21 protein-coding genes and 1 pseudogene are annotated in these 25,394 nt (G+C 45.5%); 9 read left to right on the top strand and 13 right to left on the bottom strand.

The window, feature by feature from the left end; genetic code table 11:
* Window positions 1-265 precede the first annotated feature (265 nt).
* The 12 genes from AC3RV5_RS10140 to AC3RV5_RS10195 all read right to left on the bottom strand — a co-directional run bounded on the left by AC3RV5_RS10140 (window position 266) and on the right by AC3RV5_RS10195 (window position 13,211).
* A complete protein-coding gene (locus AC3RV5_RS10140) occupies window positions 266-442 on the bottom strand; it encodes a hypothetical protein (RefSeq protein ID WP_489731803.1) in 177 nt (58 codons plus the stop codon).
* 488 nt (window positions 443-930) lie between these two features.
* Window positions 931-1,224, bottom strand: coding sequence for a LamG domain-containing protein (locus AC3RV5_RS10145; RefSeq protein ID WP_489731804.1), 294 nt, complete (start codon window positions 1,222-1,224; stop codon window positions 931-933).
* A 117-nt stretch (window positions 1,225-1,341) separates the two neighbouring features.
* Entirely contained in the window at window positions 1,342-3,054 is a 1,713-nt protein-coding gene (locus AC3RV5_RS10150; RefSeq protein WP_489731805.1) for an RluA family pseudouridine synthase, read from the bottom strand.
* Window positions 3,055-3,148: 94 nt separating this feature from the next.
* Window positions 3,149-3,583 carry an MOSC domain-containing protein gene (locus tag AC3RV5_RS10155; protein ID WP_489731806.1) on the bottom strand — a complete coding sequence of 145 codons (435 nt, stop codon included), beginning with the start codon at window positions 3,581-3,583 and terminating at the stop codon, window positions 3,149-3,151.
* A gap of 3 nt (window positions 3,584-3,586) precedes the next feature.
* The gene (locus tag AC3RV5_RS10160) at window positions 3,587-4,975 is read right to left on the bottom strand and encodes an MATE family efflux transporter (RefSeq protein ID WP_489731807.1); all 1,389 of its coding nucleotides are present in this window, start codon (window positions 4,973-4,975) and stop codon (window positions 3,587-3,589) included.
* Window positions 4,976-6,238: a molybdopterin molybdotransferase MoeA gene (gene moeA, locus AC3RV5_RS10165; RefSeq protein WP_489731808.1), complete on the bottom strand. Its 1,263-nt coding sequence runs from the start codon at window positions 6,236-6,238 to the stop codon at window positions 4,976-4,978.
* A gap of 118 nt (window positions 6,239-6,356) precedes the next feature.
* Complete coding sequence (gene moeB / locus AC3RV5_RS10170; RefSeq protein ID WP_489731809.1) at window positions 6,357-7,127, bottom strand: molybdopterin-synthase adenylyltransferase MoeB; 771 nt, start codon at window positions 7,125-7,127, stop codon at window positions 6,357-6,359.
* The gene (locus AC3RV5_RS10175; RefSeq protein ID WP_489731810.1) at window positions 7,127-7,987 is read right to left on the bottom strand and encodes a TraB/GumN family protein; all 861 of its coding nucleotides are present in this window, start codon (window positions 7,985-7,987) and stop codon (window positions 7,127-7,129) included. Before AC3RV5_RS10175 ends, moeB begins: the two co-directional genes overlap by 1 nt.
* A gap of 506 nt (window positions 7,988-8,493) precedes the next feature.
* Window positions 8,494-9,705, bottom strand: a complete 1,212-nt coding sequence (locus AC3RV5_RS10180) for an alginate export family protein (RefSeq protein WP_489731811.1) — start codon at window positions 9,703-9,705, stop codon at window positions 8,494-8,496.
* Between the two features lie 159 nt (window positions 9,706-9,864).
* Window positions 9,865-10,746 (bottom strand): ABC transporter ATP-binding protein, encoded by an 882-nt coding sequence (locus tag AC3RV5_RS10185; protein ID WP_489731812.1) that lies wholly within the window; start codon window positions 10,744-10,746, stop codon window positions 9,865-9,867.
* A 21-nt stretch (window positions 10,747-10,767) separates the two neighbouring features.
* Entirely contained in the window at window positions 10,768-11,760 is a 993-nt protein-coding gene (locus tag AC3RV5_RS10190) for an ABC transporter permease (RefSeq protein WP_489731813.1), read from the bottom strand.
* Between the two features lie 47 nt (window positions 11,761-11,807).
* Window positions 11,808-13,211 (bottom strand): CmpA/NrtA family ABC transporter substrate-binding protein, encoded by a 1,404-nt coding sequence (locus AC3RV5_RS10195; protein WP_489732132.1) that lies wholly within the window; start codon window positions 13,209-13,211, stop codon window positions 11,808-11,810.
* Window positions 13,212-13,919: 708 nt separating this feature from the next.
* Between AC3RV5_RS10195 and AC3RV5_RS10200 the strand changes: the two genes are divergently transcribed.
* A complete protein-coding gene (locus tag AC3RV5_RS10200; protein ID WP_489731814.1) occupies window positions 13,920-14,942 on the top strand; it encodes an MBL fold metallo-hydrolase in 1,023 nt (340 codons plus the stop codon).
* 460 nt (window positions 14,943-15,402) lie between these two features.
* A complete protein-coding gene (gene ltrA, locus AC3RV5_RS10205; RefSeq protein WP_489731815.1) occupies window positions 15,403-16,671 on the top strand; it encodes a group II intron reverse transcriptase/maturase in 1,269 nt (422 codons plus the stop codon).
* Window positions 16,672-16,856: 185 nt separating this feature from the next.
* Here ltrA and AC3RV5_RS10210 read toward each other — a convergent pair.
* Window positions 16,857-17,349, bottom strand: a pseudogene (locus AC3RV5_RS10210) (transposase); the annotation flags it as partial.
* Between the two features lie 545 nt (window positions 17,350-17,894).
* Here AC3RV5_RS10210 and AC3RV5_RS10215 point away from each other — a divergent pair.
* The 7 genes from AC3RV5_RS10215 to AC3RV5_RS10245 are packed head-to-tail and all read left to right on the top strand — an operon-like array spanning window position 17,895 to window position 25,337.
* The gene (locus AC3RV5_RS10215) at window positions 17,895-19,475 is read left to right on the top strand and encodes a phage tail sheath family protein (protein WP_489731816.1); all 1,581 of its coding nucleotides are present in this window, start codon (window positions 17,895-17,897) and stop codon (window positions 19,473-19,475) included.
* 11 nt (window positions 19,476-19,486) lie between these two features.
* Window positions 19,487-20,008, top strand: a complete 522-nt coding sequence (locus tag AC3RV5_RS10220; RefSeq protein ID WP_489731817.1) for a phage tail protein — start codon at window positions 19,487-19,489, stop codon at window positions 20,006-20,008.
* 20 nt (window positions 20,009-20,028) lie between these two features.
* Window positions 20,029-20,763, top strand: coding sequence for a T4 family baseplate hub assembly chaperone (locus AC3RV5_RS10225; protein ID WP_489731818.1), 735 nt, complete (start codon window positions 20,029-20,031; stop codon window positions 20,761-20,763).
* Entirely contained in the window at window positions 20,760-21,746 is a 987-nt protein-coding gene (locus AC3RV5_RS10230) for a hypothetical protein (protein WP_489731819.1), read from the top strand. The genes AC3RV5_RS10225 and AC3RV5_RS10230 overlap by 4 nt, the downstream gene beginning before the upstream one ends.
* The gene (locus AC3RV5_RS10235) at window positions 21,743-22,972 is read left to right on the top strand and encodes a Pvc16 family protein (RefSeq protein WP_489731820.1); all 1,230 of its coding nucleotides are present in this window, start codon (window positions 21,743-21,745) and stop codon (window positions 22,970-22,972) included. Before AC3RV5_RS10230 ends, AC3RV5_RS10235 begins: the two co-directional genes overlap by 4 nt.
* On the top strand, window positions 22,969-25,080 hold the full coding sequence (locus AC3RV5_RS10240; RefSeq protein WP_489731821.1) for an ATP-binding protein: 2,112 nt from the start codon (window positions 22,969-22,971) through the stop codon (window positions 25,078-25,080). Before AC3RV5_RS10235 ends, AC3RV5_RS10240 begins: the two co-directional genes overlap by 4 nt.
* Complete coding sequence (locus AC3RV5_RS10245; RefSeq protein WP_489731822.1) at window positions 25,080-25,337, top strand: hypothetical protein; 258 nt, start codon at window positions 25,080-25,082, stop codon at window positions 25,335-25,337. The genes AC3RV5_RS10240 and AC3RV5_RS10245 overlap by 1 nt, the downstream gene beginning before the upstream one ends.
* The last annotated feature ends 57 nt before the right edge of the window (window positions 25,338-25,394 follow it).

A 25,394-nucleotide genomic window follows, 5' to 3' on the forward strand; every position in this document is an offset into this window, starting at 1 on the left:
GTAGACAGGTTAAATATCAAAAAACAGATAATTTTAAAATGGTCTATGTAACTCGCCGTCATGCATGGGGGCAGGGCACTAACTTGTTAATAAAATCAGAGGGTGATTATAAGCTCAATTGACGACGCATGCATCTTAGGCGTGATAACTGCCTCGCTAGTTGATTAAATTTACATATCCTACTGAAGCTGAAGATTGACGGGTAAATTACCATATTCAAGGTAAATGAGATATCCACAGCAATGCGGCGTCAGAGAACTTTCTGCTAATTCTGTTCGTGATTTTTCGTTTCATTTTTGTCGCGCTCAACTAACTCTTCAAGTGCTGAACCCGGATCTTCTTCTCCAGCGACGGATTCTTCAAACGGGCACGCTGCTTCAGCTTCACTGTCTTCGAGTGTAATTTCACGATTATGTAGCTCATTCTTTTTATCGTTTTTCATATCACTGCCTAATATGTTAATTGTTAGAAATAATGGCAAAAATTGAAATGACTTATTTGTGGAAAAGGCAATTTTGGCAGCTTTTTCGATACTGCGAAACACCCTAGTCTTTATTAAGATCGTCACTACTTTTTATACCATCGAGGATATAATTTTCAAGATTTTGTTTAATCAACTAAAGCTATCCGCACACCTAATCTGACAAATCCATTTCCCAATATTTGGATGTTCCGTTGGAACTGGGTGTGCTTGCCAAGCGGACATCGACACCTGAAATTTTCTGCATTGCTTTGATTTTAGCCTAAGTGTGCACGTTTAGTTAATTGGCTCGGTATTTCTCATATCAGCCAGCGTGTTGTCGCAGTGGGTGCCGAATTGCTCATTCAGTTCAAGTTGGTATGGGGTAGACCATGGGGTGAAGGTATCCCGCGGCTGCGGTTTTATTGGGTGGTTTTATATCTAACGCAACTGACATTGGTAAGCGTTATTTAAACAAACCGGCGTACTGAGCGGGCAACAGCGATAAAACACGAATCGCAATATTTTTTGTAAGAAATTTCGACCGCTGCGCTTTGCCACTGAATTTTCCCTTCGACAAGCGAAGTACTGACACCGTCTTTTAAATAGCGCGAGTTTTTGAGCACCATCACCACATGGCCATTAACAATGTGCAAATTCTGGCCTTCAAAACAGATCAGTTCTAGCGTGTTGCATTCACCTGCTGGTTTTTCAAAATTATCTTTGCTTAATACAAAGCCCTGAATTTCTGCGACAACTTCCATGCACGGAAATGTTCCTGTCCGTGTTTTCCAATGGCGCAGTATAGAATGCCACTGTCTTTAAGTTTGGTTTTCCGTGGTGACCATTTCAAATCAGGCGACTGACATTCTCGACGATACCTAGAAACCCGCTCCCACCTCAAAATGCAGCCATTTTTTGCTGACCGGGTGGTTAATTTTGAGGGATTGGGCGTGCAGGTACAGACGTTGGCCTTGTTTACCATAGAGATCATCCCCCATTATAGGCATATTCAAGCCACAAACATGAGCGCAATGCACCCGTAGCTGGTGAGTACGGCCGGTTTTGGGGTACAAATATACTTTAGTTTGCCCTTTCACATGGTCCCGAGCCAATACCTGCCAGCGGGTTTCGGCGGCTTTGCCGGAATCTTCACAAACGCGCTGTCTGGGGCGATCATAAAAATCGCCACACAGGGGCAAGGTGATCGTTCCCTCTTGCCCGGCTAATAGACCATCAAGCAAAGCCACATAACGTTTTTCTACACTGCGGCTGATAAATTGTTTCTGCAAATTTTTATGGGCCTCTTTAGTCAAGGCGATAACCATCAAACCCGAGGTCGACATATCCAGACGATGCACAATTAAGGGCCCGGAGGCCTGAGGGAAAAGGGCCTTGATGCGTTCATATACTGAATCACTGATATTTTTGCCGGGCACCGATAGTAACTCTGGCGGCTTATTGATGATTAACAGGGTGGCGTCCTGATAGAGGATAGTAAGCTTTTTATCCTGACCGGGGTTTAGCAGCATAGGGTTGTCATCAACCTCCAGGCCGTCAAGCATATGGGTCAAAATGGGGTGGCATTTACCCTGACAAGCAGGATAGTAATACTGATGCCGTCTTAGTTCAGCTTTTGGCGACGCCCCCCACCAGAACTCTGCCATCGCCAAGGGCCGTAAGTCCCACTGATAAGCGTAATGTAACAGTTTCGGGGCCGCACATTCACCCGCCCCGGCAGGCGGAAGGCCCGTAACCGTAGCAGCAAACAGCTCACCCAGGTTTTTTTGCTGTTTATTGGCGTTAAAAAAACAGTACTGCTTAAACAGCTTTTGTTGCAAGTCAGCAGATAAGGTTTTGCGTTTAAGCTTATGCTGGCTTATTTGCGCTTCCCATAGATTAACTTTGATTTGAGCCGCGTTTACCTGTGTATCCCAGTGTGATTTTAGCTGGCCAAGCTGTATTTTGAGTTCAATGCTCTGTTGATTGAGTTGCTGCTGTTTTTGCTCTAGCTTCATCGCGGGGAGTGTCTGTTGGGCGATGGCACGTTGAGCCTGGCGCTCAAGACGACTGGCTTGCATATCTTGTTTAAAAGCGGTGATATACCGCTCTTTGGCGGCAAGATGCTGGGTTAAAGCTGATTGTGCAGCGAGATAATCCGGGTGTGTTGCCAGTGTTTCAAGTTGCTGGTTTAACTGGTTTATCTGCTGTTGCCGGGGTAGGAAAAAGCCGTCTGTGGTTAACATGTCAAAAACCGGCGGCACAAATTTTGGTAAATGATTTTGCTGGGCTAATTTTCCGGAAAAGGCCGACAGGTAGCCTATGCGACCATCCGCGTCTTGAACTACCAAAACACCGAACATTTTGCCAATTACCTGCTCTCGATCCTCAGTTAAACCGAAGTTATGTTGCCACTGAGTCTGGTGTTCAAGGTGGTTTTGCAATTCTTTGGCCGCCACTAAACATAAAGGATGGGGCCGGTAATAAAACGGAAAGGTAAAACGTTCGGGCAAGCTATAACTTGCAATGTCTGCCTTAAATTCCGTAAAACAAATGGTTCGCTGCTGTGGTGGTGTGTCGAGTTTGGGTTTCATATAGTCATACTGCATACAGCCAATGCCAGGGTGATAAAAGGGAAATTAAAATAGCTCAACGTCGATGATGCCAGCTTACCGTGCCGGCTCCAGGTTATTTAAGGCCAACCAGGTCGCCTACCTTTATGCGCCCATCGCCTAACACTTGGCAACACACGCCACCGCGCCAGTTTGGCACTAACGCCTGAGTTAAGCCCAGGTACTGGGCATCCATTTTAGGGCAGGGGTCGGTTTCACCGGTGATCAAAAGGTGCAGTGCACCGATAAACAATTGTTTGCCCACATGCTGAGGGCCAAAGCTTAGGCCTTCAACTAACAGATTGGCCCGGCGTATTGTCCAGGGCAGGGTGGTGCCCAGGGCCGTACATGCCTCTTGCCATTGTTCAATGCTCAGTACGGTCACCTGGCGTTTACCTGGTCTGCGTCGAGCATCACCTTCTAGCCCGGATACACGGGTTACCATGGCACTAAAGGTGCGTTGCATGTCGGCCCGGGGCGCAGTCCGATAGGCGATATTGAGCAATTGCATCTCTTATTTTGCAACCTGGGTGTTAATGGTCAAACTGTCGTTTATGCCCTCTTGTGCATATCGGCGCTGAATGTAGCGCAGGCGCAACCCGAGCAAAATTGCCGCAGACGTGAGGCCACAGATAAAGCCAACCCAGAAACCGGCCGCCGCCATTTTGGGTACGATCCAATCGGTGAGGGCTAACACACAGCCGATGGTCATGCCTATCACCCAATACGAGATAAAACTCAGGTAGAACATGGCGGCGGTATCTTTGTAACCGCGAAGGGCAGTAGCTGAGACGACCTGGATGGCATCAGAGAACTGAAACATGGCCGCCAAAACCATCAGACTTGCCGCCATGTTGATCACCGCCATATCGTTGCTGTATAGCTGGCCTATGTGTACCCGGGCTAAAATGGTTAAAGAGGCGGTGATACAAGCGATAGTTAGGCCCATCAGTAGCGCACAATAGGTGGCTAACTTGGCTTGTTGTGGTTTGCCTTCCCCCAGCAAGTGCCCAATCCTAATGCTGGTCGCCATACCTAGGCTCAAAGGCAGCATAAACATCAAAGATGAGAAGTTCAGTGCCACCTGGTGAGCCGCTACTATAGTGGCCCCAAAAGGCGCCAGTAAAATGGCCACCACAGTAAACAGGGTTACCTCAAACAATATGGTCATGGCTATGGGTAAACCGAGTTTTAGACTGGCCAACATATCTTTGGCATTGGGCCAATGTATATTGGCGTGCAAGGCAAACTTTTTAAGCTTTTTAGAATGTAGGGTATACAGCCAGGTGGCTATTAACATAGCCGCAAAAACCAGGCCGGTGGCTACACCACAACCCGCACCGCCAAGTTCCGGTAGCCCAAATTTTCCATATATCAACACGTAATTGGCTGGAATGTTTATTAGCAAACCTATAACCATAATGATCATGCTAGGTTTGGTGATGGATAAGCCTTCACAGTAATTGCGCAGCACCTGGTAAAGGGCAAAAGCCGGCATGCTATAAAGCAGATATTGCACATATTCGATGGTGATCTGGCGTAACTCGGCCTCCATGGCGATCATCTGGAAAAAGTCGTGCAAGACAAAACTGACCAACAAGGCCAACATTGAAAACGCTAAGGTTAGCCACATCACCTGATAGGTGGCATTGGCGACTTTGTCTACTTGTTTGGCTCCGTTAAACCGGGAGATGATAGGCGGCAAAGCCAGGGTTATACCCTGGATAAAGACCAGAATAGGCATAGTAAAGCTAAAACCTATAGCGACCGCAGCCATGTCCGTGGCCGAATAGCGCCCGGCCATAATAGTGTCGGATACCCCCATCAAGGTTTGGGTGATTTGAGCGACCAGTAATGGCCAGGCCAGATGGGCGATAGTTTTTAATTCAGTTTTAAATGCCACTTAGTATGCCAATGTAATAAAAGGTTGAATGGTGACAGGCTGGCCTTGGGTAATATTGCCGGACTCTTGGGCCAATACCAGATAACAATTGGCCTGGGTGAGCGAACTCATGATCCCCGAGCCTTGTTTGGCAATAGGTTTGGCCAAAAGCTTACCCGTCTCGTCACGATAGTATATGCCCCGCTGGTAGTCGGCTCGTCCCGGGCGTTTTTTGATTTCACAATCAGCAGTGGCGATAAAATATTCTGCCGGGCGGGGGGCCTGAGCGGCTAATTTTGCCAGTACGGGTTTGACCAATTGTTCGAAGGTGACATAAGAAGACACCGGGTTACCCGGCAAACCACAAAACCAGGCTTGGGATAATTTACCAAAGGCAAATGGTTTTCCCGGCTTAATGGCGACTTTCCAAAAATTGACCTGACCGAGTTCCTGCAAAATATCTTTGACATAATCGGCCTCACCCACAGACACACCGCCGGATGAAATCAGCAAGTCGCATTCCTGATCGGCCTGGGTAAAGACCTGGCGCAACCGGGTTTTATCATCTGTCACTATACCAAAATTGATAACCTCGGCACCAAAATTCTTAAGCATGGCACTTAAGGCATAACTGTTGCTCTCAAATATCGCGCCGGTTTTTAATGTTTCACCCGGGGGGGTAAGTTCGTCGCCCGTGGCAATTAAGCCGACTTTTACCCGGCGCACTACTTGCAATTGGTTTAATCCCACCGAGGCCAATAAGGCCAAATGCGCAGGTTGCAAGCGACAACCTTTGTGCACGATCACCGCACCTTGAGTGATGTCTTCACCGGCAAAGCGGATGCTATTACCTGGCTTGGGGCGCTGGATAAATTGAATTGTGGAATATGATCCGCTACTTTTCTCACTGGCCTGGACTATGCGGGTGTTCTCCTGCATGACGACCGCATCGGCACCAGCAGGAATGACGGCCCCTGTCATAATTCGGACGCACTGACCTTGACGCACTTGGCCTTCAAAGGGTTTACCCGCTAAAGACGTGCCGATCAGGCTTAATGTATCAACTTCTGCCAAATCTGCCGCTCGAAAAGCATAACCGTCCATGGCTGAATTATCGGCAGGGGGCACCATGACGGGGGATATCACATCGACCGCTACAATACGCCCATTGGCATCGGCTAAGGGACACCAGCTACTATCGTCAATGGCAGTGATGGCTGAGAGCATAGTGAGTAAAGCGTCAGAAATGGGCAATAAGCCCGGGGTATCGCAGCTGGCTATCATAGAGAATCAGTGGCACGTATGTTAGGGTGATTTTGCTGGCCAATAATACTGGCAAGCGGCATTGAACGAAAGGCTAAGGCTTAAATAAAGCTAAAATTAACGGCTATTTTACCCTCGATCACCTAACCCCTTGGCCACATACCTCACATTTGGGCTGCTGAGCTATGTTGAAGGTTTGAAATTGCATGCTGCTGGCGTCAAATAAGAGTAACTTACCGGTCAGTAATAGGCCTGCACCAGTTAACAGCTTGATGGCTTCCAAAGCTTGCATATTGCCAATAACACCCACCACAGGACCCATCACCCCAGCCTCCACGCAACTCAGTTGTTGCTCTCCAAAGGACTGGCTCAAACACAAATAACAGGGGCCATGGCCGTCCATCAAAAAGGTGCTCAACTGGCCTTCAAAACGTATGGCCGCTCCGCTAATCAAAGGGATATGGGCAGCGAAACACAAGGCGTTTATTTGCTTTCTGGTGGCCAGGTTGTCCGTGCAATCGAGCACCACATCATGTTGGCTTATTTGCACGGCCATGGCATGGTCAGTTAACCGTTTATCGATAGTGTGAATAATACACTGGCTATTGACCGTTGACAGACTGGTTTTGGCTGATTCAACTTTTGGCTGGCCAATACTGTGCTCGTTATACAAAACCTGGCGTTGCAAATTGCTAATATCTACCTTGTCATCGTCCACCAGCGTAACACTACCTATACCGGCCGCGACCAGATATTGCGCCGCCGCACACCCCAACCCGCCCAATCCTATAATTAAAACCTTGGCCGCCAGCAGAGATTCCTGTCCATCCAGGTCAACGCCCGGCAGTAATACCTGCCTGGCATAACGCATGGCTTGAGAATGAGTGAGCTGAGCAGTGGATTTAGTCATCAGATTTTTTCGACTGTGTAACCATTGGCCACCAGTTTCACCAATACACTATCGGGACCGGCCAAATGTAGACTGCCCACCAAGATGAATTCGATAGGGGCATCGGTCAGCATGCGCTGAATTTGTGGCAGCCAGTTGTTATTGCGCTCAACCAGCAAGTCTTGATAAATCTGCGGATAATCTGCTTTAAAGGGCACAATACTCACTTCTGCCATTTTTTCGATATCCCCCTCACGCCAACTGGAGCGTAGCTCAGCAATCATTTGCGGCATTTTTTTAATATCCCGCAAGGAATATTCTATCAGAGCGTCTTCATCCCCTAAGCCCAGATTAGCCAAAAATGCCAATTGTTGCCCAGGGGTCTCTAACCAGCCCTGCTTTTTTCCTTTTTCAGTGGCCAAGTTGGCGTAAAACTGGTCAACACCAATACTGGTAAAACCCAGTGCGCGCAATTCCATCATGCTCAACGTTATGGCAACTAAACTCGGTTTTAGGCGAGCCAATTGTTGGATGGCCATGCCACGCTGGCTTAAATGGGTTTCCAGGGCCGCGTATATTTTAGGGGACAGAGCGTCACTTAAGCGCTTGCCGTCTTCATAAGACATGGAGGCCATCATTTGTTGTTGAAATTTCGGAGAATTAATGGCCGTCATATCGGTTTCAAACACTATGGTCGAAGCCAGGGCAAAGGCCTGATCGTATTGTTCGGGTAATGGGTAATCTTTAGGGGCCAATATATGGATAGTGCCACCTATATACAAGCTGTGCTCATTGGAGGTGACTTTCCAAACGGAGGCAGCTTGCAGGTTGCAGCTCAGTAAAACGAGCAGAGGCAGGGTAATACAGCGGATTAGATCCATAAATTGAAGTCTTCCATTACTAACGTACAATCAAGGTGTTACCAGAATTGAACCTAGGGTATGTAGTTAAGGTACCGAACTAGTTTGACGCCTTTACCGCCAATAGGGAAATAATTTTAACGCCAGGCGATATGTCTTCAGAAATAAAAATCCGTTGAGTTTTCAGATTAAGAAGTGAATTAAGATGAACATCGTTTTTTAAACGGGGATGCAAAGGCATAATAAATAAGGACAGGTCGCGCGCAGCCGCGACTTAAGCTTATTGTTGGACAAGCCCGGTAGGGGGCCCCGGCCGGAGAGCCCGGTGTGGAAGGTTTCTACTTATAACCGTGTGTTATCGCTACGCGATTTTATCTGACAATTTTAAACCCGTTATTTGGGCGTTGGTATGACTCCCCCACGTCAAAATAACCTAGGATGATCTATAAAAAAATGTTGGCGAAGTGGTTGCATTACATTGTTTTTTTGAAGCTCATCCATGAGCATCTTTCCCTCAAAAAATATACTTAAAACGTTGCTCCAACCCATAGCCACAGTTTGTCAGCATCTACCCGGGCACTTTCGCCTGAGTAAGCTGCATATTTAAGTCCCGCGCTGTAGTTTTTGCCGTATTTATAGGTGTACTGCAGATCGATTTCACTGCCCAAATCATCCACTGCGGTGCTGGCTTCATCGGCTTCGAAGTCATGGTAAACGGCCATCCAGCCGCCCCCTGCAAGCTTGCCCGCTAATGTTACTGAAACATCGACTAACCCCTGATCTGGCGTAGCCAAAAACTGATCAGACCAACCATTGAATTTATGTAAGGTCGCAAGCGGCGTAGAAAAACCATAGGCACCTTCGTCTGAGCCCAACACCTCATAGCCCAGTTTCGCGGTAATACCATTTAATACAGCCCCGGCTTCAAGCATTAGGTAGTCAGCATCATAGTCTGTACTGGCAGTTTCGCTGCTTTGACTGGCATATTCTGCGCCATACAAAATTTTAGTATCACCCGCCATGGTATTACCGCTAAAACTCACTCCATAGGTATCCAATGAATTGTCGGTATGGTTATCTACTTCCAATAAATACCCGTAGGCTACTAATGTGCCTACTGGGGATTTGTAGGATGCATTGAGCAAGTGATCTTTGGCATCCAGATCGGCGTCTTGGGCAAAGATACGGTTGCGCTGACTGATATAACCGTAATTCAGGGTTAGATCTTTAGTCGGGGTAAACTTTGCGGTCACACCATCAAATGTCTGCTTGTCTTGGCGCCAGCCTACGTCACCAATAAATCGGTGTCCGTCATAGGTGATCACCTGACGGCCCACTTTGACTTTAAGCTTGTCAGATTGGTATTGCACAAAACCCTGATCCAACTCAGTATGCTCTGGATCGGCAATCACCGAATAAATACCAGGATTATAACCGCTGGGTCCAACGGTATAGTCGCCCTCTCCTAATACAATACGATTATCTTCCATCTCAAGCATGGCAGAAAATCCGTTAACACTGCCGGTTGTATAACCCAATAAAGTACGCAAAGTTAAGGCACTGGCGTCTTTAGCGCTGTTATCTTGTTCAACACTTTCATAGCGCAGTCGAAAATCAACACTGGCGGTGCCAGAGGTCAGCGCGTCAGTGACACTATCGGCCAATACTGTTTGGCTGTTAAACGCGGTAAAACTTGCCATCACAGCAAGGCCAAGTGGTGTTAGGTTATGTGTGTTCATGGTTTTTCCTAGTTAAATTGACAATAAGATCCCACAGTACAAATGCACTGATTTTAAAATTTTGATTTTTTACTATTCATCCCTGAAACTGCATGTTCATTTGCTACCGCCATGCAATTCCGGTGATTTTGGGTGTAACTGTTCTAAAATACTGGGCAGCTAGGCTGCATTACTGTTGGTTCTATTTGGGATCACCTTGTCATTTTTTACTGTTGCTTTTAGTCCTGCCTGAATACGATGCTGAACTACTGATTCGACCTTGCGTTGTTTTTCATACAAAAAGCTTAATACTTCGTGACGGTAGTGGTTATATTGGGGGTTGTCGGCCAGAGCAATACGATTTCTTGGCCGCTCTAATTCCACTGCTAAAATGTCGCCTATGGTGGCCGACGGTCCGTTGGTCATCATCACTATACGATCCGATAGCAACACAGCTTCGTCCACATCATGGGTGATCATGATCACTGTGTTACCAAGTTGTGCATGGATCTCCATCAGAGAGTCTTGCAAATGAGCACGTGTGAGCGCGTCCAGCGCGCCAAAGGGCTCATCCATCAACAATACTTTGGGCTCCATAGATAAAGCTCTGGCTATACCTACTCTTTGTTTCATGCCACCTGAAAGTTCCGCAGGTAACTTGTCAATCGCATGGCTCATATGAACCAGTTCAAGATTGTGTTCCACCCATTGACGTATTGCTTTTTTATTGCGGCCCTGACGGGTTTGTTTAACCGCCAATTCCACGTTCTTGTATACCGACAACCAGGGTAGTAATGAGTGATTCTGAAATACCACGGCCCGTTCCGGCCCCGGTTCATCCACTTCCATATTATCCAGAATAACGCCGCCCGTCGTGGCCTGACATAAGCCGGCGACAATATTGAGTACGGTTGACTTTCCGCATCCTGAATGACCGATTAAAGAAATAAACTCGCCTTTATTAATACGCAAATTTACATCCGTCAGTGCAGTAAACGGCCCTTTAGGTGTAGGGAAATCGATCCCAACCTGAGTCAGTTCTAAGTGATGTTTAGTGGTCATTGTCATATTCTCCAATTTGGCCTAACGCAATACGGCATTTTTGTCCCAGCTTACTTTGCGTTGCAGCAGCAACATCAACTGATCTAATACAAAACCAATAATGCCTATGGTCAACACAGCCACCATAATTCTGGCTAATGATTCAGAGCTACCGTTTTGAAATTCGTCCCAGACAAACTTACCCAGTCCCGGGTTTTGCGCCAACATCTCAGCGGCAATTAACACCATCCAGCCAATGCCTAAAGACAAACGCAAACCGGTAAAAATCATCGGAATGGACGAGGGTAGAACAATCTTAACCACATGTGTCATGGGGCTTAGGCGCAACACTTTACTGACATTGATCAAATCTTTTTCAATACTCGATACCCCAACAGCGGTGTTGATCAATGTTGGCCAAATACAACACAGTGATACGGTAAAGGCAGAGGTGATAAAAGATTTAGAAAACATCGGATCATCACTCACATAGGCCGCGCTAACGACCATCGTCACCAGGGGTAACCATGCCAGTGGTGAAACGGGCTTGAACAGCTGTATCAGTGGATTCATCGCTGCATAAGCTGGTTTGCTTAAACCGCACAGGATCCCCACAGGAATAGCAATGAGTGAAGCGACTAAGAAGCCCACGGCAACGGTGTATAGACTCGTCCATATTTGCTGCAAAAAGGTAGGGGCACCAGTAAACGCACGTATTGTCGGCTGATAACTTGGGTCTTGCGTTACACGTACCTGATTACGTTTATCCTGACGCACATAAAATGCCTCGGCTTTGGCTTGCTGTGTTATATGCTCATCCACTAATACGCCGACCTGCTCCCATACCTGAGCAGGTCCGGGAAATTGTCCCAGCGACGTGTCGATGTTTTTAGCCATCACATTCCACAAGGCCAGAAAGATCATAAAGCCAAGTAATGGCAACATAATTGCGCCACTCAACGCTTTTAACATGTCGTAATTAAAGCTGTGTTTCACCGAACTTAAACCAAATGACAAAGTCGCATTTTTTAGCATATTGCTGCTCCCTTAAATATTTGCCGGAATGATCCCGGCAAAATAAGCTATATTTTTGTGTCACCTTTTAAACCAATTTTGAATTTTTCAAGATAGGCATTAGGTAAGGTTCCGTCATACACAATGTCATCAATAAAGTGTTTTTGCGGTGCTTTAAAACCCGACTCTGTGGCAAACTCAGGAAAATCTTTGGCATCGGCCTTACCTTCACCAATCAATGCTTTTGCGGCCTGGGCGTAAATGTCTGGGCGATAAACTTGTTTGGCTATGTTTTTATACCAATCATCAGACTTCATATCGGATATTTGTCCCCAGCGGCGCATCTGGGTTAAATACCAGATAGCGTCGCTGTAAAAGGGATAAGTAGCGTTGTGACGGAAAAATACATTAAAATCAGGTACAGCGCGTTTGTCGCCTTTTTCATATTCAAAGGTGCCTGTCATGCTGTTGGCAATCACTTCTGCGTCTGCTCCAACATATTGGCTTTTTGACAATATTTTCACCGCTTCCTGACGATTGGCATTATTGTTTTCATCCAACCACATGGCGGCACGGATCATAGCTTTGACTACGCGAATATGCGTATTTGGATATTTACCCGCCCATCCCTTACTGACGCCAAATACTTTTTCTGGATTGTTTTTCCAGATTTCATAATCGGTCACCACAGGCACACCTATACCTTTAAATACTGCTTGTTGATTCCAGGGTTCACCTACGCAGTAACCATCAATGGTGCCCGCTTCCATGGTGGAGGGCATTTGTGGTGGAGGAGTGACTGACAACAAGGCATCCGCACTCAACTGGCCACTGGTGTCACCGTTATGTGGTGCATAATAGCCGGGGTGTATGCCCCCTGCAGCTAGCCAGTAACGTAATTCGTAATTGTGAGTAGAAACAGGAAACACCATACCCATTTTGAAGGGTTTGCCCGCTTGCTTGTAGCTATCCACCACCGGCTTTAAGGCATCTGCCTTGATAGGATGCACAGGTTTGCCATTTTCATGGGGCACATGGAGCTTCATTTGTTTCCACACGTCATTGGAAACCGTGATGGCGTTACCATTTAAATCCATACTAAAGGCGGTAATGATGTCGGCCTTAGTACCATATCCAATCGTTGCACCTAAAGGTTGACCGGCCAGCATGTGCGCCCCATCCAATTGCCCGTCAATTACCCTGTCCAGCAAAACTTTCCAGTTTGCCTGCGCTTCAAGCGTGACATACAAACCTTCTGCTTCAAAAAATCCTTTCTCATAGGCAACAGCTAAAGGTGCCATGTCGGTCAGCTTAATAAAGCCAAATTTAAGTTCTTCCTTTTCAGGCCAACCGATTGTTTCTGCCGACTCAGCAAAAACATTCACTCCGCTTACTGCGCTAATAAAATAAGCGGCAAATAGGACGCCGGTACGGGTGCGTTTAACCATTGCTATTAACTGTGTAAGTCTCATTGTGTTCACTGGTTTTACTCCTGCTTATTGTGGCTAATAACAAATTTCAGACAAAAAAAAGCCCATACTGACCTCAGGACACGAAAGTCAGTACGGGCTACGTTGCCTTACTATCCAGATTGCAACATTGCAATCTGGATAGTATTTTTTATCGTTTTAGTTATTATTATGTGACGCACTTAATGTGCAGACAACTTAACAAAGCACAAACAGTGCCAATATTTTTATCGTTGTTTTACAATTGCTTATGAATTTTTAGAGGGTTTCCAACCACAAATGTATATTCATCGTTGTGCAGCGAGCACTAATACGGTGCTTCACTAGTTGCCCTTACACTGCCGGTAATATTTGCCGTCAATTTGTCCTGCCCGTTTTGACTAACCCTTCACCACGCACCAGTTGTGGCAAATTAATTGAGCCATTATTAGTAGACGAAAATTGATTGTATGACGGAATATAGCGCGGTGGTTTAGTAATATGGGTTCAAAAACAGCCACCAAAAAGCAGCTTCAGCGAATTTTACTGTTACATCAAAGCTGACTACCCGACAACACCGCAGTGTGAGCAAGCTGTATAATCATGTGTTACATAGCTTATCCAAATGGCTTAACTGTCGCCGTGCTCGTCGCAGTTACAACTGGAGTAATTTCAATAAGATGCTAGAGTATTTACAGATTCAGACGCTACGAGTTAGCAAGAGAGTAAACTATGTTGACAGGTATTAATGGGGGGCTCTCCCTCGATGCTATCAGAGAAAAATACATGAAAAATCTAATGACATTGGCTGTTTTATTTTTATGTGGGTGCAGTATTGCAGCAAATAAAGTTGATGCAAATGCATATCTTAAAACTACGAATATTCGTCACGAGACAGTGGTATCAAAAACAAAATGGAATCATGGCTCGACTCATTGTGAAACAAATGGTGATCCTGCTTTGGATATTTATAAACATGATACTCAGAGTTACATTATTAGGCAGAATAAGTGTTTAACGTTTGAAGCGCCATTTATTTACGTTCTGATTGGTACGCAGAAGATCTTAGTTCTAGATACAGGAGCATTAGAAGGCTTAGCTGGCTTTTCAATGTATCAACATATAAAAGATATGATTGGCGAAAGTCAACTAGCTAGTAAAGATATGTTAGTGCTGCATTCCCACGGTCACAGCGATCATTATAGTGGTGACGTTGACTTTAATGGTCAACCAGACGTTACTTTGATCCCGCCAACTGCGAAAGGTATTCAGCACTATTTAAAATTTACAGATTGGCCGCAGGGAGTAGCGAAGGTTGATTTGGGCGACAGATTAGTGACTATTATTCCTACACCCGGACACCAGGAGGAAGCCATAACTATTTACGACCATAAGACTAAATGGTTATTAACCGGTGACACTTTGTATCCTGGCTATATCTACGTTAAAGATTGGGACGCTTATCGAAGTAGTGTCGGCAGGTTGGTATCATTTGCAAACCAGAACGAAATATCCGCTATTCTAGGGGCACACATTGAAATGAAAAATGAGCCGGGGCAATATTATCCCATCGGCGCGACCTATCAACCGAATGAAGCGTCGCTTGACATGAGCGTTCAAAATTTATTTTTTTTGCATGATGCATTAACGAAAAACACTAAGCCGCTAAAATTAGAGTTTGATTCTTTTATTGTTGAGCCAATGGGAGGAATTCAAAAAACAATCAGTAATATTGTCAGGTGGTTCACACAATAGCTAATAAACAAGGATAGGTGCGACACGAAGTTGCATAATGAAGTTGTTCCGCCAGGCTTGGACGGAACCACCCATGTCACTGGGTGAATCTACGGGCCTGAATAAAGCAGCGGCCCGGACAATGTAACGAAGCACCGCAAGGTGCGGGGTGCAGAACGTGAGAGATGCGCCCTTCTGGCAGCCACAAGCCGGATGAGGACTAGATAGCCGGTATGGTGAAGATATCTGAACGTGTTGTAAAGATCGTTAGTTTAAACAAGCGGAAGTGGCTACTACGCTTGAACCAAAATGGTACAGGAAGTGGGAGTGGCGTTACTATCCTGCGCACTCGTGACCCACAGACTTCCCGGTCGACAGCAGGCACCTAACCCGGCGTACTTCATTATGTGGAACGTGGAAACCCCGTATCGCTCCCCAACGGGGACAGCAGACTGCAAAGCCTGCCTATAGCGATGCGGGTTTGGGAGGTCGGAAGAAGCAAAGGCCAGGCTATCAACCTCTACCGCTGCGGCGCATTTATATACCCAAGAAGAATGGCAAACGCCGTCCGCTCGGTATTCCCAGTATGGGTTGCAGGGCCATGCAGGCCCTACACCTGCAAGCGCTCGAGCCCGTCGCGGAAACACTGGCGGATCCGAATGCTTATGGGTTCCGTCCCAGGCGCTCGGCAGCAGATGCCATAGCGCAATGTTTCCATGTGCTCAGCCGCAAGAACGCTGCGCAATGGATCCTCGAAGGGGATATCAAAGCCTGCTTTGATCGGATAAGCCATCCATGGCTACAGGAGCATATCCCCATGGATAAACGCATCCTCGGCCTATGGCTGGCAGTGGGTTACATGGAAGAAGGCAACGTCTATCCGACAGAGGCAGGGACACCGCAAGGCGGCATCGCATCCCCCGTGTTGGCGAACATGGCACTGGATGGACTGGAAGTCGTCGCCCAACACGCGGCCCGAAACCAGAAAATCAATGTCATCAAGTACGCTGATGACTTTGTTATCACAGGTGCCTCGAAAGAGGTTCTGGAACAACGGGTGAAACCGGCCGTAATAGCCTTTCTCGGGATGCGTGGTCTGGAGCTTTCGGAAGAAAAGACTCACATCACGCACATAGACGATGGTTTTGATTTTCTCGGATTCAATGTACGCGAGTATAATGGCAAGCTCTTGATAAAGCCCGCTAAGGCTTCGGTCAAGCGCCTGCTGGCGGACATCCGGGCCCTGATCAAAACCAACAAGGCCGCCACTACGGAGCAGTTGATCCGGCAACTGAACAGCAAGCTCAGGGGCTGGGCCTACTATTACCGCCACGTGGTGTCCAAAGCAACCTTTAACTATGTGGACACGCAGGTGTTCCAGGCACTGATGGCTTGGATCAAGCGACGGCACCCCCGCAAATCGGCATACTGGAAGAAGCACCGCTATTTCCGCGTCGACGGTTTGCGCCAATGGGTGTTCTTTGCGTCGATCCGGGACAAGAAGGGTGCGGTTATTACACTCGATCTGTTCAAAGCCGCCAGTGTACCCATCGTCCGGCATGTGAAAATTCAAGCCAAGGCGACGCCGTACGACCCGGCCTACACCGCCTACTTCATTCAACGAGCGCAGTCTCGCCGGGTGTGTAAGCGAGCATGGGCAGAATTGCTGTCGATGTCTGGGCTGGGGTCGCCGAATGCACCACTGTGTCGAGTCACCGGGTCCGGTCAAACGGGCCTTTGTAAGGCTTGAGCCGTGTGCGGTGAAAGTCGCATGCACGGTTCTTAGGGGAGGGAACGGCGGTAACGTCGTTCTCTTACCCGACGTCGCGTGCTTTTTTTAGCGACTTAATCCTGTTGTTGAACAAGCCCGTTGGGAAGGTTTCTGTTTATACAGTAGATATATCGATAGAAAGTTGATGGCAAGTAAAGCGTTGTTGGGGCGGTTTCGTCAACGACAGGTTCCACTGTTGGTGTGACGTCAGGCGCGGGGACATCCAGTAACCGTCTCGTTAGCGCCAGTTTGGTTTTGCTGTCAAGCAACCCGTAATGACGTATGTGATGAAACCTGCATGGCAGTGCATGCAACATAAACCGGGGGATAAACTCGCTCGTTTCTAACTGCATGGTTTTGTGCTGAGTGCGTCCTTTGAGTCTATAGTTCTTGTAGATAAAGGTATCGTATTTTTCGTTGGTCTCGCGCAATCGCCACGCGATGCGTATATCTGGTTAAGTACGCCTATACCGCGTCTGGGCCAGCAAAGGTACGTTTGGCATACTCGACCCGCTCTCGGTCTTGTTGCTCAGCGCACCAGATATCGAAGCGGACAGGTGTGCTAAACCCACTCAGTTCACCGTAAAACAGTAAACGGCCATCTGCAAATAACTGGCGCTGCCCTGTGACAAACACACAGCGAAATAATCGAGGCAAGTATAGTGCCTAAAGCAAATCGCACACTCACTCATCACTCGCTTGGAATATTCTTCATTCCCCGAGCTAACGGCCTTAAGTTAAAAGCACCCCTGTGAACGATTTCCTAAATCCGTTTTGAAAGTCTGCCAGAACGAATAGAAAACACACTGTAACAATGGCTAGCAATGAATTGATCAACAACGCCCCAAACTGCATCCCGCACAGTACCTCAGTATAGAATAGCTTGGTCGAATTTGACGAATTGGGTGGTGGGGGCGACCAGCATATTGTTCTGCGCTACATCGGGCATACTTTCACGTGGTACTCCTTCATTTGATCCCCTCCGTTTGATTTAAAAACTTCCTTTAGTATCAACTAAATTTTAGTGATGTGTGATTGTTCTCTGACATTCTGGATAGCATTTTAAATCTAACTGATTTTGAGGAAGAAGAGAGTCGTTGATCCAATCACTTTCTTATCAGAGTGTCTGATTTACCTTAATTTGATAAACATGTTAAGCACATTAAATTTAACTCTACATTTCTAGTCAATGGGAGAACAAAATGCCAGTTTCACTTACTTATCCTGGAGTCTATATCGAAGAGGTTTCCAGTGGTGTTCGGACCATTACAGGAGTTGCAACATCAATTACGGCTTTCATTGGGCGGGCTAAACGTGGACCAGTCAATAAAGCAAAAACCATAAATAGTTATGCTGATTACGAACGAATTTTTGGCGGCCTAGATTTAAATAGTGCCATGAGTTTTGCGGTTAGAGATTTTTATCTAAACGGTGGTAGCCAAGCAATCATTGGTCGTTTGTATGAAACGAATCCAGATGGTGCGGCGCTAGCAGTGATAACAGTTGATACTTTACAACTTGAAGCGGCAAGTGAAGGTGCTTGGGGTAATAAGCTAAGAGTGAGAATAGAGCAAGCTGATTCCGCATCTGCAGATGTAGCTGCCCAACAAGGTTTAACTGTTGAAGATCTTTTTCATATTTCTATTCGTGATACAGGAACTGGAGAAACCGAACAGTTTTTGAATATTTCAGTTATTCCAGGTCCTCGACAAATCGATATGGTTTTGCTTAACCAATCGAAATTACTCAGAGTACAAGGTGCTTTACCAGCGGCTCGCCCGGCTGCGAGTGCTGATCCTTCGCCAGGAGATGACGCTTTTGCAATCAATGACCCGGTAACGAATTATTTCGCTACTACTGAAGCAGTTGATAGTGCACCGCTTGTTATTGGTTCTTATACGGCCGCAGGATTTTCGGATGCAAAACAGGGCTTGTATATACTAAAACAAGCGGATCTATTTAATTTGCTGTGTTTACCGAGCGAAGGCGCTGCTGATTATCCAGCAGGATTGTTAGCATCAGCAACGACTTTATGCGAACAAGAAAGAGCATTATTAATTGTTGACTCAGCAAGTACATGGACTGATAAAGATGCTGCCAAAGCTGGCGTTGGTGCTTACGTGGGTTCTAGAAGTAAAAATGCTGCTTTATTTTTCCCACGTTTAAAGCAAGCTAATCCATTACGTGAAAACCAAATTGAAGAATTTCCAGCATGTGGAACCGTTGCTGGTGTCATGGCTCGTACTGATGTGCAACGTGGAGTCTGGAAAGCGCCAGCGGGTATTGAAGCGACCATAAGAGGTGCTGCTGGTTTAAGTGTAAATCTTAACGATGCAGAAAACGGCGAACTAAATCCCATTGGGATTAATTGTTTACGAAATTTCCCTGTAATTGGGAAAATTGTTTGGGGCTCCAGAACCTTAAGAGGAGCAGACATTCTTGCAGATGAATACAAATATATTCCTGTACGTCGATTAGCTTTATTCATCGAAGAAACTTTATTCAGAGGCACTCAATGGGTCGTCTTCGAGCCAAACGATGAACCGCTTTGGTCTCAAATCAGACTTAACGTTGGGGCATTTATGCATAACCTGTTTCGCCAAGGTGCATTCCAAGGAACCACACCACGCGAAGCCTATTTCGTTAAATGTGACAAGGAAACGACGACACAAAACGATATCGACCGTGGCATTGTCAATATTGTTATTGGGTTTGCCCCATTGAAACCAGCAGAATTTGTCATTGTTAAACTCCAGCAAATTGCTGGCGAACTAGAAATTTAAAGGAGTAAGCCATGCAATTCAGTGTAAATCCACAACGATTCGATCCGTATAAAAACTTTAAGTTTCGGGTTAAATGGGACGGCAAGTTTGTAGCAGGTGTTAGCAAAGTTGGTGCCCTCAAACGTACCACAGAAATGGTTGAACATCGTGAAGGCGGCGACCCTAGCAGTACGCGTAAATCACCTGGTCAGTCCAAATTTGAAGCGATAACTTTAGAGCGAGGCGTAACCCACGATCCAGAGTTTGAAAAATGGGCGAATAAGATTTGGAATTTCGGTTCGGGTTTAGGCGCTGAAGTGTCACTTAAAGATTTTCGCAAAGATATTATTATTGAAATGTATAACGAAGCTGGTCAGTTAGCAGTTGCGTATAAGGTTTTTCGCTGCTGGGTTTCAGAATATCAAGCCTTACCAGAATTAGATGCAAGTGCAAATGCTGTCGCTATTCAAACCTTGAAATTAGAGAACGAAGGTTGGGAACGGGATTACGAAGTAAGCGAGCCCTCAGAGCCTGAGTTTACAGAGCCTCAGTAAACGAAACTCTGGTTATAACCATGCGACAATTCACTGCAATCGATATGTTAGCTGTTTGGGAACAGGGATTGAACGAATCCCTGTTAAATAAAGCTTTGCTCTTGTTGATGACGACTCATCCGGAACTCGACCCAAATGATATCGCAAAATGGAGTATTGGGCAGCGCGACCAGCATTTACTTCAGCTTCGTAAACAACTATTTGGTTCTACGTTGGTCAGTACATGCGTTTGCCCTGAGTGTTTTGAGCGTATCGAGTGGCAAAATAACGTTAACGATATTTTGATTGAAGAAGAAGAACTAAATGATTCTGACTTCGAGCTTGAAGTTGACACTTATAAAATGCGGTTTCGCTTGCCAAATAGCCTTGATATAGCAGCGGTTATAAACGCTGATGACATGGAAAAAGCACAAACTGACTTGTTGAAACGTTGTGTTCTGGAGTTTTCTAACAAAGGAAAAGAAGTGTCCCATGCTAAATTGCCGAAAAAAGTGGTCGTAGCACTGTCAAAACGTGTCGAACTTTTGGATCCGCAAGCTGAGATTGCTATTAATTTGACTTGCCCAGCCTGCGCGCATAGATGGGATGTGTTGTTTGATATAAGTCGTTTCTTGTGGACTGAATTAAACGATTGGGCACAGAGCACGATGCAAGTGATACATGTTCTTGCAAGTGCATATGGATGGACTGAGCAGGAAATTCTTATGCTGAGCCCAGTGCGCAGACAACTCTATTTAGGGATGTTGAGGCCATGAGTAACTTTTTTGCTGATCTAATCGGACGACACAAGGAACAGGGCTCAAACAGTTGTGCCAAACCAATAGTTGAGCCTCGTCCAAAAGCCCGCTATGAAGCAGAGTCTGAAGTGCCTAATGAGCCCTTATCAGATCAACAATCCTCTTTGCTTGTGAATACGGGGGTTGGCGAGAAATTATCGCGTAATTCGAAACTTACGCTTCCATCGTCTAACCAGCGCCCGAATTTACCAACACAGTCAAGTGTACTAGACACCACCTACCATAAAAAAACGTCTCGGAGAGAGCGAATCAATGAGATGGATATTTCTGCGAAAATAGAAAACTTAACAGTGTTTCCGCCCAACAGAGGGTTGTTGAAGGAGTTGACGATACCTGATCGGACTAATAGAGAAAGTCCGAAGCCTGGTTTTAAACTGGAAGAATTTGGAACTGATGACGACGGCCATAATAATGGCGCATTAGTTGCCAATGAATTGGATTTGCGTATTCAGTCTATTCTGCATCGCCTGAGATCTTCGGAAATAAAGCATAAGAGTGTTGATGAAGAATTTTATTTTGATAAAAAAGCAATGTTATCGACAAGCTCAGAAAATTCAAATCCAGCTCATTCGGAACACTTTGACAATCCTTCCAAAGATAAAATTGATGAGTCGTCGTTAGATTCAAATAGCAATAAAAGTACACGGGACGAACATAGTGTGTCCACGCCACTAAAAACAAACCCGGAAGGACTATTAAATATTCCAAACTGGTTAGCTGACATGCAATCAGATATCAATAAGCGCTGGCAACACCTCAACGCAAAAATTGGATCTACAAAACCTGTAGTGAATGTAACGATAGGCCGTGTAGAGGTTCGTGCCGTGCATGACTCTGGGTTGCAAGGGGCTAAATCGCAGAATCAGGCGCTTAAAAAGCCAAGTGGTGTTATGAGCTTGAATGATTATTTGAAATCTAGGGATAAAGAGGGGCGAGCATGAGCACGCCAACTGCTTTAGCCACAGTGACTGCAACTTTACATCATTTGTTATCCAATGTTACCCCTGGTGTCGTGGTGACAACCCAAAGCCCAAGCGTCGCACGAGTTGATAATACAAGTGATCAGATTAATATTTTTCTATACGGTATTCATTACAACCCGACATTTAGGAATTCGCCTATGCCGGGCGAAGTTAGAGGAGGAGAAAGTGCTTTTCCTCCGATGCCCTTGATTTTAAAATATTTAATAACGTCTTATGGGGCAGGAGATGATGATATATCGGGTCAACAGATTTTAGGGCAAGCGATGAGCCTGTTGCATGATCACCCACTGCTAGGGAGAACTGATATTGAAGGGATAACTCCAGACTCCGATTTGCAAAATCAAATTGAAAAAGTACGCATCACACCAGACGGTTTGAATTTAGATGATATGTCTAAACTTTGGACAAGTTTTCAATCCGCTGAATATCGTTTGTCTACAGGATACGAAATATCCGTGGTGCTAATCGAAAGTGAGCGTGCCAGTAAGACTCCTCTACCCGTTCTTAAACGGGGGGAAGAAGATAGGGGGGCAAGTATACTTGCTGCACCTACGTCATCACTTACTGGTTTGCGTTTTGTAAATCAAAAACCCAGTGCTGAATTAGGTGATCTGATTAGCCTACTCGGTGAACAATTAAGCGATATAAATACCATAGTACGTTTACAACATCCTCTGCTGAACAGTTCTATTGATATTCAACCCGAACCTCCGTTAAGTGAAACTGAAATGGCATTTCAAATCCCAACTTTCACAGACGATGTTGAACTTGGGTCCAAATGGCCAGCTGGTTTTTATACCGTATCATTAGTGACACAAATTACAGCTGTTCCCACAGTAGTAAGCAATTCAGTATTTATGCCTCTGTCGCCTCGCATAGAGTCGATTGATCCTATAAGTGCCCCGGCCGGGAACATCGTTTTCACTATTGAGTGCTTGCCTCAAATACGCGATGGTCAGAAAGTCAGCTTACTATTTGGTGACCAAATTATTTTGTCTGATGTTATTAATACACCGCCTGATCCCACCGCTAGAACAACCATAACGTTCACAGTAGCTAACGCTCTGAGTAAAGCGACGCCCTATGTATTACGTTTAAGAGTAGATGGAGCCGACAGTATACCCATTGATTTCTCTGGAGACACACCAGAGTTTGACGACAATCATAAGGTGACGGTGACATGATTGATCAAGACAGTTGGCTAGAAAACAATGATAAACATCTGCATGCGATCGTCGCATGGCTTCGGTTGTGCCTAGAAAAATTAGCTTCTTCATCAACGGTTGAGGTAGTAAAACCTCAAGAGTTATCAGAACCAGCATCCGGTTGGTTTAACCGTAAAAAATCAGATGATACAAAGCTGCTAACTCCGCCAAGTACGACACCCTTGGACCAACAAATTGAACATGCAAGACAAGAGATTAATAAATACGAAACTGATGAGCTTTCGCCCGCATTGGTTTTATTAGCTAAGCATTTAGGCTTGTCAAAATTTGATAGCCATGTGCTGGCGCTTTGTGCAGCCATGGAGCTAGACACCAGCATAGGAGCTCTTTGTGCTAATGCTCAGCAGAATCCCAGTAAAACCTACCCGACATTCGCACTGGCATTTGCCCTGTTTGACGATCCTGACTGGAATGCTTTATCTCCTCATGCGCCTTTACGTTATTGGCGTTTATTAGAAATTAATCAACCGGGTAGTGTTGCCCTCACTAGTGCATCGTTGAATGTAGATGAACGTATTGTTAATTATTTGAAGGGTATTAATTATTTAGATGATCGGCTTACGCCCTTGCTGGATCCCAGAGTACTGTCGACCAAAGCCGATGCATTACCCTTATCACAACAACAAGTGGTAAATGAAATAATTGAACGCTTAAAGTATGCAAACGGAATCGATAAAACTCCCGTTGTTGAGCTGTTGGGCCATGATTCAGCCAGCAAACAATTGCTTGCAGACGCTGTGGCATCTGAATTTGGTTTGAATTTGCAATTTATGAGTAGTAATGCAATTCCAAAGCAAGCGGGTGATTTTGAAATTTTCACTCGGCTATGGCAGCGTGAGTCATTATTAATGCCGCTAGCTTTGTATGTTGATATACAAGGAAATGAAAATGAGGATAAATCCCAATTTAAGCGTTTTATAGAGCGTTGTGATGGTGTGGTATTTGTTGATCTAAATGATACTAAAACCGAAATAGTGCGTAACCGCTTAAGTGTCGAAGTTAATAAACCAACCCCTTCAGAACAACAGAAAATCTGGGCACATGCTTTGCCAGGCCATGCTTTGCAATACCCCCAGCATCTTGTTGAACAGTTTTCGTTTAACCAAAGCGAGATAAACCGGATAGCTCACTCAGTAATTAACAAACCGGCTAACAAAAACGCTGATGAAACCAATTCCTCACAGCCCCCGAGCTTGGACGGCCAAATTTGGCAAGCCTGCCGGTTAACAGCAAGAGTTGGAATGGAGCAGTTGGCAAAACGAATAGACGTCAAAACTAATTGGGAGCAATTAGTTTTACCACCTGAACAAAAGGCCTTATTACAGCAAATTACTAATCAAGTTGCGCAGAGAAATCGTGTTTATGAACAGTGGGGTTTTCGCGACCGGATGAACAGAGGACTAGGTATAAATGCTTTATTCACTGGAGCAAGTGGCACCGGTAAAACCATGGCTGCTGAGGTTATGGCTAATTCATTGGGGCTCGATCTTTATAGAATTGATTTGTCTACTGTAGTCAGTAAATACATAGGAGAGACAGAAAAAAACTTAAGTAAGTTATTTGACGGTGCAGAAGATAGCGGTGCAATTTTATTTTTCGATGAGGCAGATGCACTTTTTGGAAAACGTAGCGAAGTCAAAGATAGTCATGATCGTTATGCCAATATTGAAATTAACTATTTATTGCAAAGACTAGAGTCTTACAAAGGCTTAGCAATTTTAGCGACCAATATGAAAAGCGCCATAGACAAGGCTTTTGTAAGACGCTTACGTTTTATTGTAGATTTTCGAATTCCTGACCATTTACAACGGCAGGAAATTTGGGAAAAAGTGTTTCCAGCTCATGCACCATTGGACGAAAACTTTGATTACAAGCGCTTAGCCAAATTAGATCTTACTGGCGGTAATATTCATAACGTCGCTATGAACGCAGCATTTTTAGCCGCGCAAGAAAATTCTAAAATCACCATGCCCCTAATTTTGAATGCGGCGCGTGTCGAATATAAAAAACTCGAACGCCCAGTTAAAGAATCGAATTTTCATTGGTTAGATGCGAGGCAGGCGTGATGGATATTAATTTACATATTGAGTGCTTGGTTTTGGACGGTATAGATGTTGCACCTGGTCAAAATGATTTGTTGCAAGCGAGTATGACGAATGAGTTAACTCAGTTATTCAACCGAGGTGGCTTAGCTTCAAATCTTGTTGGTGGTGAATCTTTGAGTGGAGTAGCGACTAACAGCATTCAATTGAGTGAGGGGAAACCGCGAGCACTAGGTCAACAAATTGCACAGGCTGTGTATGGAGGAATTGGCCGTGAATAGAACAGCTGTAGTTAAAAATAATAATTTCGAAACTTTTTCTCCACATTCAAGCGGTAT

Source organism: Paraglaciecola sp. IT1134 (assembly GCF_058068185.1).